This window comes from Magnetospirillum fulvum (assembly GCF_900108475.1).
GTDB lineage: Bacteria > Pseudomonadota > Alphaproteobacteria > Rhodospirillales > Magnetospirillaceae > Phaeospirillum > Phaeospirillum fulvum_A.
In genome coordinates this window covers 16,657-36,044 of record NZ_FNWO01000013.1, presented here as the reverse complement: position 1 = coordinate 36,044, position 19,388 = coordinate 16,657, and the positions used below count along the sequence as shown (strand labels likewise).

16 protein-coding genes are annotated in these 19,388 nt (G+C 58.3%); 1 reads left to right on the top strand and 15 read right to left on the bottom strand.

Features of this window, described 5'->3' with window-relative positions:
- The first annotated feature begins 27 nt into the window (after positions 1 to 27).
- The gene (locus BLW40_RS14265; protein WP_280139921.1) at positions 28 to 1,152 is read left to right on the top strand and encodes a glycosyltransferase family 4 protein; all 1,125 of its coding nucleotides are present in this window, start codon (positions 28 to 30) and stop codon (positions 1,150 to 1,152) included.
- Between the two features lie 25 nt (positions 1,153 to 1,177).
- Here the strand turns inward: BLW40_RS14265 and asnB are convergent, their stop codons facing one another.
- The 15 genes from asnB to BLW40_RS14190 form a co-directional block, all read right to left on the bottom strand.
- Entirely contained in the window at positions 1,178 to 3,112 is a 1,935-nt protein-coding gene (gene asnB, locus BLW40_RS14260; protein ID WP_074769733.1) for an asparagine synthase (glutamine-hydrolyzing), read from the bottom strand.
- A gap of 116 nt (positions 3,113 to 3,228) precedes the next feature.
- On the bottom strand, positions 3,229 to 4,140 hold the full coding sequence (locus BLW40_RS14255) for a glycosyltransferase family 2 protein (RefSeq protein WP_074769731.1): 912 nt from the start codon (positions 4,138 to 4,140) through the stop codon (positions 3,229 to 3,231).
- Positions 4,141 to 4,347: 207 nt separating this feature from the next.
- Positions 4,348 to 5,046, bottom strand: coding sequence for an acylneuraminate cytidylyltransferase family protein (locus tag BLW40_RS14250; RefSeq protein ID WP_074769729.1), 699 nt, complete (start codon positions 5,044 to 5,046; stop codon positions 4,348 to 4,350).
- Positions 5,046 to 6,413, bottom strand: coding sequence for a hypothetical protein (locus BLW40_RS14245; RefSeq protein WP_139305610.1), 1,368 nt, complete (start codon positions 6,411 to 6,413; stop codon positions 5,046 to 5,048). Before BLW40_RS14245 ends, BLW40_RS14250 begins: the two co-directional genes overlap by 1 nt.
- A gap of 15 nt (positions 6,414 to 6,428) precedes the next feature.
- On the bottom strand, positions 6,429 to 7,586 hold the full coding sequence (gene neuC, locus BLW40_RS14240) for a UDP-N-acetylglucosamine 2-epimerase (protein ID WP_074769725.1): 1,158 nt from the start codon (positions 7,584 to 7,586) through the stop codon (positions 6,429 to 6,431).
- A gap of 131 nt (positions 7,587 to 7,717) precedes the next feature.
- Positions 7,718 to 8,716, bottom strand: coding sequence for an N-acetylneuraminate synthase family protein (locus tag BLW40_RS14235; RefSeq protein ID WP_074769723.1), 999 nt, complete (start codon positions 8,714 to 8,716; stop codon positions 7,718 to 7,720).
- A 96-nt stretch (positions 8,717 to 8,812) separates the two neighbouring features.
- Positions 8,813 to 10,135: a CDP-glycerol glycerophosphotransferase family protein gene (locus tag BLW40_RS14230; protein ID WP_074769721.1), complete on the bottom strand. Its 1,323-nt coding sequence runs from the start codon at positions 10,133 to 10,135 to the stop codon at positions 8,813 to 8,815.
- The gene (locus tag BLW40_RS14225; RefSeq protein WP_074769719.1) at positions 10,132 to 11,514 is read right to left on the bottom strand and encodes a surface carbohydrate biosynthesis protein; all 1,383 of its coding nucleotides are present in this window, start codon (positions 11,512 to 11,514) and stop codon (positions 10,132 to 10,134) included. Before BLW40_RS14225 ends, BLW40_RS14230 begins: the two co-directional genes overlap by 4 nt.
- Positions 11,511 to 13,295, bottom strand: a complete 1,785-nt coding sequence (locus BLW40_RS14220) for an ABC transporter ATP-binding protein (RefSeq protein WP_083386801.1) — start codon at positions 13,293 to 13,295, stop codon at positions 11,511 to 11,513. Before BLW40_RS14220 ends, BLW40_RS14225 begins: the two co-directional genes overlap by 4 nt.
- A 148-nt stretch (positions 13,296 to 13,443) precedes the next feature.
- Positions 13,444 to 14,868 carry a hypothetical protein gene (locus BLW40_RS14215; protein WP_074769715.1) on the bottom strand — a complete coding sequence of 475 codons (1,425 nt, stop codon included), beginning with the start codon at positions 14,866 to 14,868 and terminating at the stop codon, positions 13,444 to 13,446.
- Positions 14,869 to 14,937: 69 nt separating this feature from the next.
- Positions 14,938 to 15,723: a class I SAM-dependent methyltransferase gene (locus BLW40_RS14210; protein ID WP_083386800.1), complete on the bottom strand. Its 786-nt coding sequence runs from the start codon at positions 15,721 to 15,723 to the stop codon at positions 14,938 to 14,940.
- A gap of 34 nt (positions 15,724 to 15,757) precedes the next feature.
- Positions 15,758 to 16,438, bottom strand: a complete 681-nt coding sequence (gene hisH / locus BLW40_RS14205) for an imidazole glycerol phosphate synthase subunit HisH (RefSeq protein ID WP_074769713.1) — start codon at positions 16,436 to 16,438, stop codon at positions 15,758 to 15,760.
- Positions 16,435 to 17,202 carry an imidazole glycerol phosphate synthase subunit HisF gene (hisF, locus tag BLW40_RS14200; protein WP_074769711.1) on the bottom strand — a complete coding sequence of 256 codons (768 nt, stop codon included), beginning with the start codon at positions 17,200 to 17,202 and terminating at the stop codon, positions 16,435 to 16,437. Before hisF ends, hisH begins: the two co-directional genes overlap by 4 nt.
- Entirely contained in the window at positions 17,199 to 18,530 is a 1,332-nt protein-coding gene (locus BLW40_RS14195; protein WP_074769709.1) for an N-acetyl sugar amidotransferase, read from the bottom strand. The genes hisF and BLW40_RS14195 overlap by 4 nt, the downstream gene beginning before the upstream one ends.
- Before the next feature lie 35 nt (positions 18,531 to 18,565).
- Positions 18,566 to 19,387, bottom strand: coding sequence for an SDR family oxidoreductase (locus tag BLW40_RS14190; protein ID WP_074769707.1), 822 nt, complete (start codon positions 19,385 to 19,387; stop codon positions 18,566 to 18,568).
- Position 19,388: the final 1 nt, after the last annotated feature.

Genomic DNA, 19,388 nt, shown 5'->3' with positions numbered 1-19,388 from the left:
GGTGAAAATCCATCCTCTTGCAAGGGGTTGCGGATACTCTATGTCGTGACGGAAGACTGGTATTTCTGGTCTCATCGTCTGCCCACCGCCCGCGCTGCCCGCGATATGGGCTTCGAGGTCGTCGTCGCGACCCATATTGATGCCCATGCCGAAGCGATTACCCGCGAAGGCTTCCGTGTCGTTCCGATCCCCTCGCTTCGCAAGATGTCGCTGCCGTTCGGTCCCCTGGCGGCGTTGTTCGCCCTGGTGACGCTCTATCGGCGGGAAAAGCCCGACATCATCCATCATATCGCCCTGGTTCCCACCCTGTTCGGGGGGCTGGCCGCGATCCTTGCCGGGACGCGTCACGCGTTGGCCACGATGACCGGGTTGGGGTTGGTGTTCACCGCGCAAAGCCGCAAGGTGCGGGTGCTCCGCGCGGTGGTGACGCGGGTGCTGCGCTGGTCGTTGGCCTATCGCCGCAGCGATCTGGTGTTCCAGAACGGTGACGATCTGGCTTACTTCACCGGCGCGGGGATCGTTCCCCCCGAACGGGCGCATCTGATCGCCGGATCAGGGGTCGATATCGCCGCCTTTCACCCGATGGCCGAACCGGAGGGTGAGGTGGTTGCGGCCTATGTCGGCCGGATGCTGCGCCCCAAAGGCGTTCTGGATATCGTCGCGGCCGCCCGCCTGCTGAAACAGCAGGGGGCACCGGTCCGGATCGTGCTGGTGGGAGGCCCCGACACCACCAACCCCGAGAGCCTGGGTGAAGACGACCTGCGGCGCTGGCAGGCCGAGGGGGTGGTGGAATGGTGGGGAGTCTCCGACGACGTTGCCGCACTCTGGCGGCAGGCGCATATCGCGTTGTTGCCGTCCTACCGCGAGGGCTTGCCGAAAAGCCTGCTGGAAGCCGCGGCCTGCGGTCGTCCGATGATCGCGACCGACGTGCCGGGCTGCCGGGACGTCGTCCAGTCGGGCGAAACCGGTTTGCTGGTGCCGCTCCAGGACGGGGCCGCTCTGGCCGAGGCGATCCTGACCCTGGCCAAGGACGGCGAGGCCCGGCGGCGGATGGGGCATAACGCCCGCGCCCAGGTCGAACGCCGCTTTGCGAACGCGGTGATCGCAACGCAGATGCAGGCGCTTTACCGCGAGATTATATCGAGACGATAGAGACGGATGTTTGATCCGCGCTTAATTACGGCAGCCACCGCGCTTTCCAACATTGAAACATCAGAATGGCCCACAGCGAATAGTGCCAATTGCGACGTCCAGACAGGTGCTCATGCCAGCGGTCGCGGACCACCGTCGCATCGAACAGTCCGTCACGCGACAGCGTCTGTTCCTCCAGGAGGTTTTCCGCCCAGTCGCGCAACGGACCGCGCAGCCACTCATCGATCGGAATGCCAAATCCCATTTTGGGGCGTTCGATCAGCTCGCGCGGGACGTAAGTGTCGAGTACGCGGCGCAAGAGGGCTTTGCCTTGTCCCTTGGCGATCTTCATCTCCGGAGGCAAGGTCCAGGCGAATTCGACCAGACGATGATCGAGCAGCGGCACCCGCGTTTCCAGGCTGATCGCCATGCTGGCCCGGTCAACCTTGGTCAGGATATCGTCGGGCAGGTAGGTCGACATGTCGATATACTGAAGGCGGGCAACCGGATCGGGCAACAGGTCCTGTAACGCGGGGTCGTCCATCAGGCCGAGAGGTTCGGCAACACCCGGCATCGCCAAGTCCGGCGGCGACCAATACGAGATGAGCTGGCGGTACATCGCCTGCGGCGTTTGCTGGTCGAGAACCGCAGCGGCTTTATGGATTTTGTCGCCCAGTTGTGGACGCTTGAATCGGCGGGGCAGGGGGCGGAGGACCGCATCCCAGGCGGTGGGTGACAGCAGCCGTGCGGCACCCGAGGTGGCGTGACGGAGAGGATGCGGCCAACGGCCCACGCTGCGCCACAATCGCTCGATGCCGCGATAGCGGGTGTACCCGGCAAACAATTCGTCGCCGCCGTCGCCTGACAGGGCGACGGTGACACTCTGCCGGGCCAGAGCCGACACCAGATATGTCGGAATCTGCGAGGAATCGGCAAACGGCTCATCAAACCAATCCGCCAGATCGGGAAGGACCGACCAGGCATCCCGGGGTTCGACGATCAATTCGGTATGGTCGGTGCCCAGATGGGCGGCGACGGCGCGGGCATGATCGGCTTCGTTGAAACGAGCCTCGTGAAAGCCGATTGAAAAAGTTTGGATGGGGCGATTGCTTTGCGCCTGCATCAGCGCAACAACCAGAGACGAATCGACGCCCCCCGAGAGAAACGCCCCGAGAGGAACGTCGGCGACCATTCTCCGCCCCACCGCATCTTTCAATAAGCTGTCGAGGCTCTGGGCGGTCTCCTCGAACGGGCGGGGGTCCAACTGCGACTGGCCGGTCTGGGCAACAGTGCGCAGATCCCAATAGCAGGAGAGCCGGGGCACGCCGTCTTGCCCGAGAGTCAGGATATGAGCGGGAGGGAGCTTGGAAACCCCCTCATAGATCGACAAGGGGGTGGGCACATAAGCAAAACGCAAATAGGCCGACACGGCGGACCGATTGATACGCGGCTCCCAACCGGGATGGGCGCGCAACGCCTTTAGCTCGGAGCCAAACAGAAATAAGTCTCCGAACATTCCCCAATAGAGCGGCTTCACCCCCATGCGGTCGCGAACAAGGGAGAGTGTCTGGCTTTGGCAATCCCACAGGGCAAAGGCGAACATGCCAATAAAGCGCGATACCGCCGCTTCGACTCCCCAGGCGGCACAAGCTTCAAGCAGGACTTCGGTGTCGGAATGGCCGCGAAAGCGGATGCCTAAGACCTTGAGATCGGCCGCGACGTCGGGGGCGTTAAAGATCTCGCCGTTATAAACGATGACATAACGACCGCAGGCACTCGTCATCGGCTGCTGTCCGGCCTCGGACAAATCGACGACGGCGAGACGGCGATGCCCCAAAGCCAGTCCCGCGTTGGGCTGAACCCAGGTCCCCTCGCCATCCGGGCCGCGACGGATCAGGCTGTCGGCCATGGCTTGGGCTGTCGTCTGCAAACGCTCCGCACTGGGCAGGCGACGGTCCCAGAGTCCAATCAATCCGCACATTTGGAAGGGCTCTCCACGCGAGTATCGAAATCGTCGCCCCTGGCCTGAGCGAGCCGGGACAGGGAAGAGCCCAGGGCTTCAACGCGATCCTGCTTTTGGCACGAACGGGAAAACGGTCAGTCGAGATCGCCTTGCTTAAGCTTGCGCCACAATCTCTGACCGAGATAGCCAACCATCCGGGGCTCGCGCAGCAAGATGCCGACAATGCCCCTCAGTCCGTGCATCAGACGACCGGACCGATAGTGGGCAACCGCGACCTCGAACCCCAAACTGGCATCGAACAAGCGATATGCGCTGTGATCCCAGCGGGTGATGCGCTCGCGGTTGGCCTCAAGCAAAGCGCGGGTCGAGGCTTGGACTGTTTCCGCTTTTGGCCAGCCACTGTTGTGAATGTGGGCCAGGGGGTGGTCGATAGAGATGAACTCGGGGTAGCGGTCGAGGTAACGCAGGGTCCAGTCGCGGTCTTGGAGACGGGTCAGGTTTTCGTTGAACACACCAATCTCGTCAAAGATCTCCCGGCGGACCAGTAGGGTTGACCCAAGACTGAACGTCTCTCCCATCAAGATTGACATGCGCCAGGACCCGATTTTCCGGGGTTGTCGCAGGATCGTCTTGCCGCCATCGGCGCGATGGACCCAGAAGGCACAAAAGCAAAGGGGAACATCCGCACCGAATGCCTGAAGGGTTTGGACCTGGAGAGCGAGCTTTTCCGGAAGCCAGCTGTCATCCGAATCAAGGAACGCGACGTACTGCCCCCGAGCCTGACGAATCCCGACATTTTTTGCCCCGCCGATGCCACGGTTGGTGGGGTTCCGCACCAAGCGAATACGTGGATCGCTCATCGCTTCGACAACCGTACAGGTCGCATCTGTCGAGGCATCATCGACCACCAGGATTTCGAGATCGGTGATTGTTTGGGCGGTGACGCTCTCGATTGCTCGTTCAATGGTGTCAGCCCGGTTGAAGGCGGTGATGACGACGCTGACGAGCGGGCTAAACGAGGAACTGACGGAAGGCTCTGTTCTCATGCTGTCTTTCTCGACTGCCTCGGTCTCATGCCCCAGGGAGAAGTTGGGGGAAAGCCGAAATTAATATAAGGTAGAAAAAAGGTAGAAAAGTAGATGGTATTTTTCTATTTTTATGATATATCCATTGCAGTGTGTCCCTGTAGTTGGGGACCGGGGGCTGGGAAATCTACCCCACCGCGATCCTGTCCCAACGGGGGCACCGCTTGCTTATACCGTCTTCCGGTGGAGCATGGCACGGGCCATCTCCAAATCGTCGGGACCATCAATGTCGAGGGATCGTTTTGTCGGCATCACAAGCGAGCGGATGCGCGTGCCGTACAAGGCCCCGGCCATAATGACCTCGCTCCGAACGGCCAGGATGGCCGGCCCATTACGGGCGAACAGGCGGCTGGTTTTCTCCTGACGGCGAAAGGCCCGCTGTTCCGGCGGCACGGTGAAGTGGAGATGCTGATCGTCGTCCATCTCCATCAGTGACTCCGGAAGCATGTTGTGGGGCACCGCGACGACACTGACCACGGTGTCGGCCTCCGCTAACAACACGACCGCCTGATCGATGTCGGCGGCCGTCCGAAACGGAGAGGTCGGTTGCAGGTAGGCGATCGCATCATAAGGCTGCGCCGCCTCTGTCTGAGCCCATTCCAGAGCATGACGGATCACGGGCAGGGCTGCGGCAGCGTCTCCCGCCAATTCCGGCGGGCGCAGGAACGGCACCTCGGCCCCATGCTGACGGGCCGTAGCCGCAATCTCGGGATCGTCGGTCGAGACGATCACCCGATCGAGCCCGATTGCCGACCGGGCCGCGGCGATGGTCCAGGCAATCAGGGGCTTGCCGCCCAGATCGGCAATGTTCTTGCGCGGGATTCCTTTGGAGCCGCCCCGCGCCGGAATGATCCCTAAGACTTTCATCACGCCACATTCTTCAAGATGAAGTCGGCAAGGCGACGCGACGCCCCGCCATCGAGCGGCTCCAGGTGCCGCTCCCGCAAGCTCCGCCGGCCCTCCGCGTCACATGTCGGGTCTGCCAGATACGCGGCCACCGCGTCATGCAGGCCCTGCTGCGACCGGGCAATGCGCAATCCGCCCGCGTTGAGTACGGAAACGATATGCTCCATGTCGTAGCGACGGGACGGACGGTCGTAGAAGGGAAGGCTCTCGTCCTCGAAGGCCACCGCAACGCTGGGCGTGTCCAAGGCGACGGCATCGAGATTGATCGTTCCCGCCGACGCGACGACGCAGCCCGCGTGACGGATCAAATTGGCGAGGTGTTGGAGGTCGCCAAGCCGGGGCGGTTCCACCACCACCTGCGGGAGGCCGCGCAGATCCCGAAAGCGGTCCTCCCACTCCAGTTCCAACGGGTGGCAGCGGACATAGATGACACAGTCCGGACCGAACAGGCCTGCCGCTGCGGCTTGGGCCAAAGCAAGGCACATCGCCGGTTCGTGGGCGCCCAGACGCTCGGAATAGGCTCCGATCAGCACATAGCGGGTCTGGGACGGTAAGCCGAGCCGCGACAGGAAGACATCGCGCGCCACGAACGTGCCCGGATCGGCATAAAGGTCCATCTGCGGCCAACCGGTGATGTGGATGCGCTCGGGAGCGACGCCATGATACTCGGTCAGTTCGCCCTTAACCTGCGCACTTTGCACCGCAATCTCGGCCAGACCGGGAACCAGCGGCCCCTTGGTGGTGGGCTGGTCCCACGATCCGTTGACCCCCAGCATCGGGATTCCCCTGTGCCGGGCCTCTTGAGCATAGGGGGTAACGAAGGGGGTCTGGCAATGAAACAGCACCACCAGATCGGGGCGGGTCTCGTCAAACAGCTCTGCCGCCGCGACGTGCCGGGTCCAGCCCATCCAATAGAATTTCTGGAGAGCGGTCAGAAGCCTTGCGCTGCGGGGCCACGGAAAGCCGAAGGGATGCAAAACGGGCAGCCCCTCGCGGAAGGCGGTGCGGCGACTGGCGGGACTCTGTTTCAGCCGGTCGAGGAAACCGCGGAACCCGTGAACGACGTTGAAGCGATAAACCAGCACCAGATGGAACAGAAAGCCGAGGGTAAACCGAATGTCGGACCACACGAAAGGCACCGAGTTGCGCCGCCGGAACGGGCGAATGATCGAGCGCCAAGTTGCCGCGCTTCCCATCACATCATCGGGATTGCGGCTGGCCATCACCAGCCGCACCCTTTTGCTGTCGATCAACATCGACAGCAGATTCCCCCGCAGGAACGTGCGCACGGACATATCGTAGGGGAGGATCAGCAAGATGGTACGCACGGACAGCCCCGACGATCAGTAGGTCATCATTTTGGCGGTGGTCAGGGGCTCTGTCGCCAGCAAATGGGCGATGCGGGGACCGGCCTTGCCGTCACCGTAAATCGGCTCCGACGGCAGGCGACCGCGCAGAGCCAACCGGTCGGCAATCGCATCGGCAATCGCCGTGGCATTATAGTCGCAATTGATGACGTTGCGGCCATGCTGACGCGCCGTCTGGCGCGTGCCGATATTGACCGAGGGTGTGCCAATGAACGCGCCTTCGCGAATGGCGCTCGACGAATTGCCCACCAAGCAGCGCGTGCGCGCCATCAGCAGGACATACACTTCGATCGGCAGGTTCTTCACGTAGTAAAACGGCGCATCCGGGTCGCGTTCCCGGAATTTGCGAATGCCACGGGCCACGTCTTCCGATCCCGCATCGGCGTTCGGCCACAACACAATGGCGGGCAGGCCGGTGTCGCGCACCGCGCGCAACGTGGTTCCGATCTGGGTCTCACCGCAGCCATATTCGCCCGTCACCGGGTGCTGCGACACCAAGATGAAATCCTCATCGGTGGTGAATTTGATGCCGACGCCTTCGCCGAACAGAGCTTCGTCCAGGCATCGGTCGCTTTGGAGGTATTCGGCAACGAGATCAATGCGCGGGCAGCCGGTATTGTGGACGCTATCCGGGTTCTCGCCCATGCGGATGATGCGCTGGCGAGCGTCCTCGCACGCGGGGAAATGGATATTGGCGAACTTGCTGATGGCGTGACGGATGTTTTCGTCGATGTTGCCAGAGACTTCACCCCCCATGGTGTGGGCCAGCGGAATGTTCATGTACGCGGCGGCCAGGGTCGTGGCCATCGTTTCAAAGCGATCGCCGACCGTCAAAACGACATCGGGGGCGAGGCTTTCAAAAATCATCGGCAATTCGATCAGGCCCAGCCCGGTCGATTTGGCCATTGTCGTCGGGGTCTCTCCCTCGACCAGCATGAACACGCGGGCCGCCGCCTTGAAACCGTCACGTTCTATCAGATCGGCGACATTGCCATAGCGATCCAGAATTGCCGAGGCACCAACGACAAGTTGCAGTTCGAGGTCGGGGTGATCCTTGACCGCCTGCATCACAGATTTGATGCTGCTATAGTTGGCGCGCGAGCCAACAACAATGCAAATCTTACGCTTGTTCATTATCTTGATCTCGTCAAAAGGGCTTCCGCCTCGGGGCGTACCATCGAATCGGCAATCAACATCAGGTGAGTTGCCCGCTCATTCAAAGCACGGCCGCGGACTTGTTTGAATAGTGAATCTGGATCGGCTGCCTATGGCTTCCAACTGATGTCACCCGGCATGAGAACGCAGTCGGCGGGGATCGTCTTGTTGGCGCGGCTTCCGATCACATCCCCCAGCTTGGCCGCCGGAATGCCATCGCCGGGTTTTTTGATCCCAACCATGGCGGGCTCAATGACGGTGCCAGCCGGAATGTCGCACAGGCTGACCACACTTTTTTGAAAAATCTGCTTCATGCTCTGGAACGGGGTCACATCGCTTTTGTCGAGCGGGTGCGCCAGCATGGAGTCAATGGCACGAACCCCCTTCACCAGTTCGATAAACTGATCGGGCTCGGCCGAGTGAGGGGCATCGGAGCCATACATCCGACGGCTGAAGGTCATGTGCTTTTCCACCACAGTGGCCCCGAGCGCCACGGCGGCAAAGATCGCGTGGTTGTCGAGGGTGTGGTCGGAATAGCCCACCGGCAGGTTCCAGCGCTGCCGCATTTCGGCGAGGACGTTAAGGCCGACCGCTTCGTTCGGACAGGGATAGGCCGAGGTGCATTGCATCACGCAAAGCTGGTCGTGATGGCGGAGCAGAGTGGCGACGGCGGCGTCCATCTCGGCCCAACTGCTCATGCCCGAAGACAGCAATACCGGCTTGCCGGTCTGCCCGATGCGATCCAGCATCGGCAGATTGGTCACTTCGCCCGACGGAATTTTGTAGCGGCCGATGCCGATCTCCTCGAGAAGATCGACGGCTTCGGCCGAAAAGGGCGAGGAGAGGAATTCCAGCCCGCTTTTGTCGGCGTAGGCCTTGAGGGCCTTCCACTGGTCCAGTTGGAAGCCGGTTCGATTGAAATATTCAAAGCGCGGTTCGCCCTTGAAATAGGGCGGCATCGGCGCATTTCGCAGCGTTTCGGCACTGGCGATATGGGTTTGAAATTTGACAGCGTCCGCGCCGCATTCGGCCGCCATGTCGATGAGCTTAAGAGCGTTTCCGAAGCTGCCGTCGTGAACGGAACCGACCTCGGCGATGATGGTTGTCATGGGACGTGTCCGTCACAAAAAAGATGAGGAGTACGCGGTGCTGAATCTTAACTGTTTGGTAGGGGTTTTACCGGATATGTCACATCAGGGTGCACCCTAAATTTTGGCTAAATGCTCGAGAACATCCGCAATCCGTTTTGTGCACTGACCGTCGAATGGCCCGAGGGTGTTCTCAAAGGCATCGTAATCGATGTGTGTCTCGATAACCTGAGACAATGCCTCTGGTAATGTTTCTGGGGTGGCGGGAACCACTCCGGGCAGGGACGTGTATGCCGTATCTGGATGGCCAACGCCATTGAGTTGGACGACCGGGATGTGGAGGTTGGCGGCCCATAAGTTGATGCTGGACAAATAGCTGACCAGGATATCGATGGCGCAGATGTATTCGCGGATCGGTTGGTCTGTGATAGGAAGTCCAAACTCAGATTCGATCCAGCGGTAATTTTTATATTCCATCCGCGGGTGTAGCGATACAACGGTTCTTTTGTTGTATGGTTTTAGGGCCGTGCAAATAGATCGAATGTAATTAATTGCGGTGCTTTTATCCATCAAGCCTACTTCGCCGTAGGTTGGGGGGTTAAAGGCGATAATTTTCTGATTCATATCAATATTATAGCGATGGCAGAGGTCTTGTCGTTTTTCCTCGCGCGTTGACAATTCATTAAAAAAGGGATCTGCGGATGGGCGCCCCGTCAGGTGAATGCGGTCTTTTGGAATGTGACCGTTAATCAGCGTTGCTTGATGCGCGCTGCTGGTGACGCAAATTGCATCGATATCGCCGCCGCCAACCAGCCAGGGCGTCGTAAAGGTCAGCCCCGCATCAATCAGGGCTTTGGCTTGACCGGCACCGTAAAACATGGTCTGCCGCCCGTCCGGCATGCGAAATATATTGGTGGGGAAATAGTTTGTTACGGACGGTTCGACAGCAATGCCGCGTGCCAATCGACTGGATGCCTCCCATATCGGGTCGGACATGGCAAAGGGGACCAGAACGACGGGGAGATTGTGAGCGCGAGCGGCAAGGATTAATCCCAAATTATAACGCATGATTCTGTCATCTGGGATGATGACAATGCTTGGATTTAGTTTCTTTATAATTTTTTCTGCCGTTGCTTTAAAGATTTTTAGCCGTATAGCCGCATCAGCGTAGTCGCCTGCCCGTTTATGAAGGATGCCCGCAATGCGGGGGAGTGCGTAATAGACCGACAGCCGTCCGATGCCTGCCCATCGAGCCGGACCTTCGAGGGGGGCAATGGCCCTTTCGATGTCTCCAAAGGGGGCGAGTTCGGACGGTGTCAGATTCTTCCCCAGAAACAACACCGGCTTAAAGCGACCGTCCCGAACCAGCCCTTCAGCCAGAGCCGCCATTTCAGTCACCGCCGACGCCCGGTCGCAATAGATCAAGGCTGTCGGTTTCATGCTGAAAGCCGGAAGCAATGAGGGGCAAGACGGGTGATTCGCAGGCGCGGACGCATCGTTGCAGGAAATGACTCTATCAATGTGTCGATGTCCTGTTTTGAAAGGCCGGGAAACTTTTGCTGGGAATAATTCGACGGGAAGCCGTCAGCTTTGCCAAGGGCGATTTTGACGGCAGATTTGGCGGTCAACAGGCCGGTATTGATGGTCTGGAGAATCCGGTTTTCGATGTTTTCCAGGTAGAACTTCCCAAGGCTATCCCGGCCGGTCGATGTCGGATGAACGTCTTCTGCGCAATCTAGAATTCTATCGCATGCGGACCGACCGTCGGTGCAGGCGACCGCACGTTTCAAGAGGGCCTGATGATCCGGCGACAGTTCCGGTCCATATCCCTTCAGGCGTTTGTCCGTCAATTCGATCGCGGATTCGAGGGATAGGGCTTGTTCGCTCAGTTCGTTGGGTAACGGAACATCGAACCGATCCGACACGACGGGCCGATATGCGATTGGCACGGTTCCGAGGAGGGTGCCTTCGATCGCGGTCGTACATCCATTGTGGATCATGGCGGTGGCTCCGGCGATCCAGCCGGTGGCGGTCCCGTCCGGGATGACGTGAACATTATTGAAATTCGAGGCGTATTGGGACCAGGTCTTTTGGTTTTCTGCGGGATGAGGGCGTACGACGATGGGTGTATCGGGGAAGGCGGTGGCTAGCCCTGGGATCAGATTCTTGAACGCTTGAAAGATGGCGTTGGTATGGTCCAAAGACTGGCGTAGAAACGCCGTTTCTTCTGGCCCGAGAGATACTCGTTTGGATATATTTCGGGCGAAATCGTCGAGGGTTCCGTTTATCAGGTTGACGCGGCTGAAACTGGATACCACCAAGACGTAGCGCCCATATTTTTGGCGATAGCCGGCACCTTCCTGGAGGATGACCTGTGAATATTCGGGCCTCATCAGATCGGCGCGAGGGTTGCCGGTGATGACAACGCGCTCGGCTAATGTTGGATGCCGACGGCAGATGGCCTCGGCTTCCATGTCCCCCCACGACAGGAATCTGTCGATTCTTTCCAGCATGTCGAAGCGGATATTTTTCGTGACATACCAGTCATAGTTAAGAACAGCGAGACCTTCCTCTTCCAGGGCGAGCAGGGCGTGACCGGCGCGACGCAGCCTGTCAAAGAGATTGGCGCGGGCGGGATGAAGATTTTTTTCCAGATAGACTCCGGAATAACTGTGGGCCGCTAAGGACTGGATGGCCCCGGACCATCCAAGATAGACAGTCCATCCTCGGTCAACAGCGCGCAAGGCCAAGGCAAGCTTGGCGGAGAGCTCGCGTGTCTTCACTTCGATCGGCAAAAACAGTCGGCGCTCATTGGTCATAGATTGCTATCCTGGAAGCCAGCTTTGGCCTGTTCAAGAGAACCGTCAACAACGATACTTCCGTCCCGCATGAACAAGGTTCGGTCACAGGCCGTCAGGGTGTTGAGACGATGGGCGACCACCAGAATGGTATAGTCGCCAACCAAAGCTTCGATCTCTTTGCAAATTTCCAATTCGATGAGCGGGTCAAGTGCGCTTGTGGCTTCATCGAGGATGAGAAGGGCCGGGTTCTCGTACAGCGCCCGAGCAATCCCGATGCGTTGCCGCTGTCCGCCAGACAGCAACTGGCCGCGTTCCCCGATGCTGGTGTCGTATCCATTCGGTAATGTCTGGATGAAGTCGTGAAGGCAGGCGCGTCGGGCTGCCGCCTCGACCTTCGTCTCTTCATACGGACGACCAAACGCAATATTGGCCCCCACGGTATCATCCATCAGCCAGCATTCCTGCGAAACGTAGCCGATTTGATCCTGCCACGCTCTGGCATGGGCCGGCGTAATCACGGTGTCATCGACAGACAGAGTCCCTGAATCGCACGGCAGCAAACCGATGATCGTCTCAATCAATGTTGTCTTTCCGGACCCATTGGCCCCAATGATGCCGATCATTTCCCCTTTGTGGATGCAGAGGGAGATGTCGCGTAACACGGGACGTTCTGCGCCTGGATAGCGAAGTCCCACATGGTCAAGACGAATCTCCCTGCTAAATGGCGACAGAGGCAGGGGCGAGGCGTCATGCATCGGGGTGTGTAGTTTTTCCCGGTCTTGAAGGGTAACTTCGATCGCATTCTGGCAGCTTGAAATGTCGGATGTCGAGGAGAGTATTTTGTTGGCGGACGGAAGAATTCTTGCGACGGTCACGGCAAACAAAAGTATCGTCTCGGCAAAGACGGCAGTCTGTGCGTTATTTAATAAATATACCATAAGTATCGACAGGATAATGTATATTGAGAGCGTCTCGACAACGTAGCGAGGAAATTCAAGGGCATATCTATTCGATAGAGTTATCTCGGCCTTTTCATTGAGATAATCATTGTGCAAATTTATATAATTTTTAGACCGTCCGTATATGGTTATTTCCTTGAATCCGTTCAGGCTGTCAAGCACAAGGCGCAGGTATCGAGCGTATACGACGGTCTCACGCTTGCCGTTCCTAAGTACAATTCTTCGTGTGATCGTATGTATGCAGACGTTGACGAGTGTGAAGGCGAAAATAATAGTAAGGGTTACATACGGTTTCTGGATGAACAGGAAGATCATCAGGGACACCAGCAGCGTCCCTTCGGTGAGGATCGACATAACCCCCTGTAAGGCTCGGGCCACGCGCGCGATCGTCGCGGTCAGATGATTGGCGAGATCGCTGCTATTCAGTCGTGCCCGCTGGATATACGGCTGGGTCAGCGTCCCAATGAAGAAATCGTTCATCAGGGACTTTTGAAGTTCCCATGAAACACGAAGCCGGAGGCCTGCGTAATAGAGGCCGATGATCATTCGAACGGCATAAGCTGCAAACAAGAAAACAACTAATGATACTTGAGTTTGATATGGGGAGTCGATCGGAATTTGAGGTAAGTATGGGGCGATTCTGTCGATAATTCCATTTCTGCCCTGCGTGGACAGAGATTGGATGAACGCAAGGATGAGGCCGATTCCAAAAAGTTCAGTTGCAGATGAAATTAACGAGATTATGACAAACCACGCCATGCGCAATCTCAAACGAGCCGTCAGCAGGCTGTTGAGGTTGATTATTGTTCTAATGAGAGAGCTTTTGGAATGGGATGTCATTTGCACGTCTTTTGATTGATTGTTATTTTTGTTTAAAGGCAAGCATGAGGCGCATGTTCTTCATGGAAATACGCTCTGGTGGTGAGGTCGAGGTTTCGTTCTAAGGAAACGATCGGACGAATACGGGGCGCGCGCGTCTGTCTCGTGTTCAGGAGGAGCGGCCCCTGCCACGTTCGGACAGCGACAAGACAAGGTCGTAAATGCGCCGACAGGCAGAGCCATCGATTATGTCGCAGCGGGATGCATCACGTTTCAGTCTGTCGCCGATATCGTGCCGCAAGGCGTCATCCTCGATCAAGCTGTGGAATTTTTGTTCCAGATCAGAGGCTGTGGTGGCGACGGAAAGGGCTGTCAAATAGCCGAAGGCGCGGTAATCGATGCCCGTGAGGTCGGCGATGAGTGTGGGGATTCCCAGCGTAGCCGCCCAGCGCACCGTGCTAGAATAGGAGGCGACGAACATCTCGGCCAACGGCAAAACCTCGAAGAGAGGCTCTTCAAGGATGTGAGCCCCCACGGCGGCGGCCTCGGCTCGATATGTTTCGTATTTCGATTTCGGATGCAGGGATAGCAGCAATTCGGCCCTGTTATCCGACAGGGCGGCGAACGTCGCTCGCGTGTTCGCCATATGCACGTCCCAGGGGCATAGGCCGTGCTCGGCGAGGTGAGGAACGGCACAGACGATCCACGGCTTGGCGGGATCGATGCCGTAGCGCAGACCCACTGCGGTGCGCAGTTCCGAGCGTCGCGCGGGATCGACATGCAAGGCATCGAGGGATGCCTGGCCGGTGATATAGACTTTTTCCGCCGGGAGACCGGACGCGATCTGTGTTTTTTTCTCCTCGGGTCCGAACACCGCCACTGCCGAGCAATCCCCGGCTCCCAAAATCCATGGCTGGGTCCCGGACAGACCGAGCGCAGCTAAGGCCAGGGTATCCCAGGCATTGAAAAACAACAGGTTCTCTCCGTCGCGCGGGCACTTCTGGCCGGGAAAGCGGCGCATCAGCCACTCTTGTAACCAGATTGAGATTCCTCTTTTGGGCAGTCCTTCGTGGGAAAGGCGACGGGCATAGATATCGCTTTCCAGTGACGAGGTCGCGTAGGGGAATACTATCGAGGGGATGCCAGCCGCGTTCGCTGCGTGCAGGAAACACATCTCAGGGTGTGGCGTGCGGTCATCGGCGAGCAACAGGCAGGCGGGCTTCAGGGTTGCAATCAGGTGCCGGGCCTGCCTGAGACAGCGGGCGAGAGAGTGCCAGAGAATCGGTGCGCGGATGACACCGTGACGGATCAACGCAGATTTCAGGCGCTGGCGGAGCGGCGCGACAGTTCGGCGAATCGCCCCATCCTTGACCAATGTGGTCCCGGCCGACGCTGTCGAGGATCGGCTTGGTAAGAGATCTCTGCCCGAGAAATCAATCACCTTAAGGAGCGGTGACTTTTTCAGCTTCAGGTCGTGGGTCGGGCCGCGGCAGACGATGACAACGGACCGACCCTCAGCCATGAAATGCCGGGCCAGAGCCTCGACCTCGGCCTGTGCCACCTTGCGGTGGTGAAGGATCAGGATCGCGGGCATTTCGTGGTCGTGTATGTTGACGTCAAGGGGCGGCCAGTTCTGTCAAATCATTGCCTGTATCAGTGCGTATCAGGCCGTTAGGTCGATCTGAATCCATGTCCACGGCAATATAATCATCCCGCTAACCTGAATTCCCATTGTCGTTGTTGTCTTGTCCCAGCTATTTTTTAATAAATCACCAGTATCATTCACGGAATTTGGATCGTAATCTTTGTCTATTTCGAACTTAATCGAACTTACTCGTTTTTCCCGGCTGAGCAGGTGGGTGATATAGGATCGACCATATATGTTTAGATAGTGAAAACCCTTCGGTTCGTTATTCTCGTCGAAATCCTGACCATCAGGTTGCGGTTCGACATCCTGGATCACATAGGATTTTTCCGCGACCAAGGTGCGAATTAATACGTGGCGGCGGCTAACGCGGATTAATTCGGCCAAGGGTTTGGCGAGCGAAGGAAGATGTAAAAGAACATTGTTACACATAACGATATCGCCGACGGCATTATCCAGCGGCAAGTCAAAAATATTGCCGATCTGGAAATCGGCGTGGTCGTCATGTTTAAAGGCGGCCTTGGCGCGGTCAATATAATAGGGTGTTGCATCTACACCGCGGTAGAGGAACGGCGTTTTCAGGCGAGAGCGAAGGCTATATAAATAATGCCCCGCACCGCATCCGACATCTACTACGGTGTCGTTGGGTCTCAGAAGAGAATCAACTCTGGTGGATGCCGCTTTGCTGCTCTCCATTTCGGGAGTATCGCCGGTGGCTCGTTTGAAGAAAAGATCCCCATAATCTTTTCCCTCGGCCTCTGAGAGCCATTCCTTTTGCCATTTTTCACACATAGAGCCCATCATTCCTTATTCTCATGGAACGTACCCGCATCCATGTTCAAAAGGGGCGAAAAGTACCTTCCCCGCCTGCATTCACAAACGTCGAGAGAATCTGCAAACCGAGGCGGCCGCTTTTTTCGGGATGGAACTGGGTGCCGGTGATATTGCCGCGCACGACCGCAGCGGCGATGCGCTGGCCACCGTGGAAGGTGTCGGCGAGGCGATGCGTCGGATCGTCCGGCCAAGCGGTGAACGAATGGACGAAGTAAAAAGAATCGCCCGGGTGAATCTCGGCGAGAATCGTGTCGGCCCAGCCCTGGCTGCGATGGTCGGGTATCGACAAAGGTGACCAACCGATATGCGGCACCTTTTGGGGCTGCCCTTCTGCGGTCGTCGCAGGAATGGCTCTGACCCGTCCAGGGATCAGGCCCAGGCCGCGATGCTCGCCGAATTCCTCGCCGACGTCGAACAGCACCTGCATACCGACACAGATGCCGAGCATCGGCCGATCGGAGGCGGCGAAGTCGCGGATCGCCTGTTCCAGACCGGGGCGGGCGCGGAGTGCCTGGATGCAGTCGCCGAAGGCACCAACACCCGGCAGGATCAATCGCTCGGCGCGGGCAATCTCGGCCGGGTCGGACGACAGATTGGGCCGACCGCCAGCCTGGGTGACGGCGCGCGCCACGCTGAGAACATTGCCGACGCCGTAATCGACAATGGTGATATCTGCCTGGGTCATTCCACGATCCTCACGTCGATGCCCGCATTTGCCGTCGCTTTGCGGATAGACGCAAGATCGGAGCGGCCATAATGCAGGATGTCGGCCATCGCCACGGCATCGGCGCAGCCGCTTTTCACGACATCGATAAGATGTTCGGCCGACCCCATTCCGCCCGACGCGATGACCGGGACCGGAACGGCGGTCGAGACTGCCTTCACCAAATCGATGTCGAACCCGGCCCGTGTGCCTTCCTGATCGACCGAGGTGAGGAGAATCTCGCCGCAGCCGAGTTCTACCCCGCGTTTGGCCCATTCCACCACGTCGCGGCCGGTGTGTTCGCGGCCATTGTCGGTGAAGGCTTCCCAACCCGCCGCATGGGCGTGGCGTTTCGCCTCGATCGACAACACCATCGCCTGGGAGCCGAAACTCCGCGCCATCTCCGAGATCAGTTCCGGGCGATGGATTGCCGCGGTATTGATCGCCACTTTGTCCGCTCCGGCGCGGAAGGCTGCCCGTGCATCCTCGGTGCTGCGGATGCCGCCCCCCACGGTGATCGGCACAAACACATCGCGGGTGGTGCGTTCGACGATGTCGAGCAGGCTGTTGCGCTGATAGAGGCTGGCGACGATATCCATGTACAGGATTTCGTCGGCGCCCTGTTCGTAATAGCGGCGCGCGAACTCGTTCGGATCGCCGATTTTACGCAGCCCCTCGAGATGAATCCCCTTGATCAGGTTGGGGGCTTTGACGTCGAGGCGGGCGATCAGGCGGACGCGACTCATGGCTTGGCGACAACCTCATCGAAGACGGTCCGACGCAGCTTCCATTCGCCGTTCTCGTGTTTCCAGAGATGCGGCGAGCGGAACGTATCGGCCAAGGCGTCGAAATAGGCCCGGTCCATCACCGGCTGTTCGAACATCTTGGAGGCTTCCGGGAACTCGCGCTCGGGGATCGACAGATAGCGGAAAATCTCGTCGGCGAACCGCTCGGGGAACTCCCCGTCATAGCGTTTGACCAGAGCCACGCCTTCTTCGCGGGTGATGTCGTTCGAGCGAATCTCCTGAGCGGCGTCGTAGGTCGCCCGTCCGATACCGAACTTGATATGGGTAGTGTAATAGTGGAAATCGTCGATGCGGTCATCGATCGAGTTGTATTTGGAATAGGTTCCCGGCGTGCGTTCAGGGGATGCCTGGAAGCCGCCATGTTCCACCGAGTAGTAATAGCAGCTCTGCGGATGCCACTTCAGGTAATAGCCGAGATAGTGGACATCCGTGCCCACGTCTTCGAGCTTGGCCGGATCGGCCGGCAAATAGGGCTCGATATCGCAAGTGCGGAAGCCGTAATGGGTCTTGAGATCGGCCAGCGAGGTGCCGCCGAGGAAAATCTCGTCTTCATTGGTGGAGGCGAAATAATTCCAGCTACGCTGTGCCGCGCTGGTATCCCCGCGCGGATTCCCGTATTCGGCCTCGTTCTCACCGTAGAACACCAACGGAATCCGGTGAAGAATCGACATCTTGGGGGCCAGTTGCTTTTGCCCCAGGATGAAGGGTTGGAAGGGGTGGAATAGGTTCTCGACGGCAAGGCGAGTGAGCAGCCGATGGGCTCTTCCGTTCGGGGTGTGCAGAAAATTGTCGAACCCGGCGTGAATCCAAGCCTGGAAGTTCTTCCAGCCCCATTCGGTATAGACATGGGGAGCCCAGGTCACTGTCAGCGGGTTCATCCCGTATTTGTATTTCAGGACATGCGCGGCATAGAAGCTATCCTTCCCCCCCGAGCCCGGCACGACGCAATCATACGACCCGGTACGGCTACGGTAGCGGTCGCACAGCGCGATCAGCTTGCGTTCGCGTTCTTCCCAGTCGATCGAGGTGTACTTTTCTTCGGCAACACGGCACGCATCGCAGACGCCATCCTCGTCGAAATGAATCGTCGCCTTTTTCGAATCGTGGGTGTGCTTGAATTCGACGGCGGAGTTTGGACGCTGGTTCGAGATCACGCAGCGCTTGCAAAAGCCGACTTCCGAGGGGAGGCCATAGAATGCTTCGGGATGGTTGTTTCCCGGGGCAAAGGGCGTCAGATCAACCGGCGAACGAACAGCAAAACGCTTCATTTCATCTTCATTCCATCTGCAATGGTCAACATCTATTACCATGCGCTCAGGCCACCATCGACAATTATGTTCTGTCCGGTTACGTAACTAGACGCATCCGAAGCCAGAAAAATCAGGGCGCCGACCATTTCTTCCGCGGATGCCATGCGTGCCATGGGAATGCGATTGGCATATCGGGTTTGGAATACCCCGTTCTGACCGCTTCCAACTCCCCCGGGCGTTAGGGTGTTGACACGGACGCCGTGCGCCGCCCAATGCGTGGCGAGGTATTTGGTCAACCCCACGACACCGGCTTTTGAAGCGCTGTAGACGGGAGGGGTGTTGATCGCCACCCCCATATACTCGGATCCTTCGTAAATGCGTGAATCCGGTCCCATCACCCCATAAATGGATGAGGTCTGAATAATCGAGCCTTTCCGACGCTGCGCCATCCGCTTCCCCACGGCTTGAGCGACGAGGAACAGCCCATCCAAATTGACCGCCATGACCTCACGCCAGACATCCAGGGAGTACTCCTCCGGCGGCGTGAAAAATGCCTTAAGATCGTGTCCTTTGGTAGCCGCATTGTTGTGCAGAATATCGACTGGACCCAAGGCCTCCTCGACCCGGGTGACCATCGCTTCGACGGCACCCGGATCACGAATGTCCGTCCCTACGCCATAGCATTGCGTTTTTGAACGTGCCGACAATTCAGCCGCGAAGCGAGACGCCTCCGTTTCATCAAGATCGACCACGGCGACTTTGGCCCCGCAATCGGCCAAACCGGTACAAAAGTGACGTCCGAGAATTCCGAGGCCACCCGTGACGATGGCGACACGACCGGTCAGGTCAAACAGACTGCGATAATTCGTGGGCATG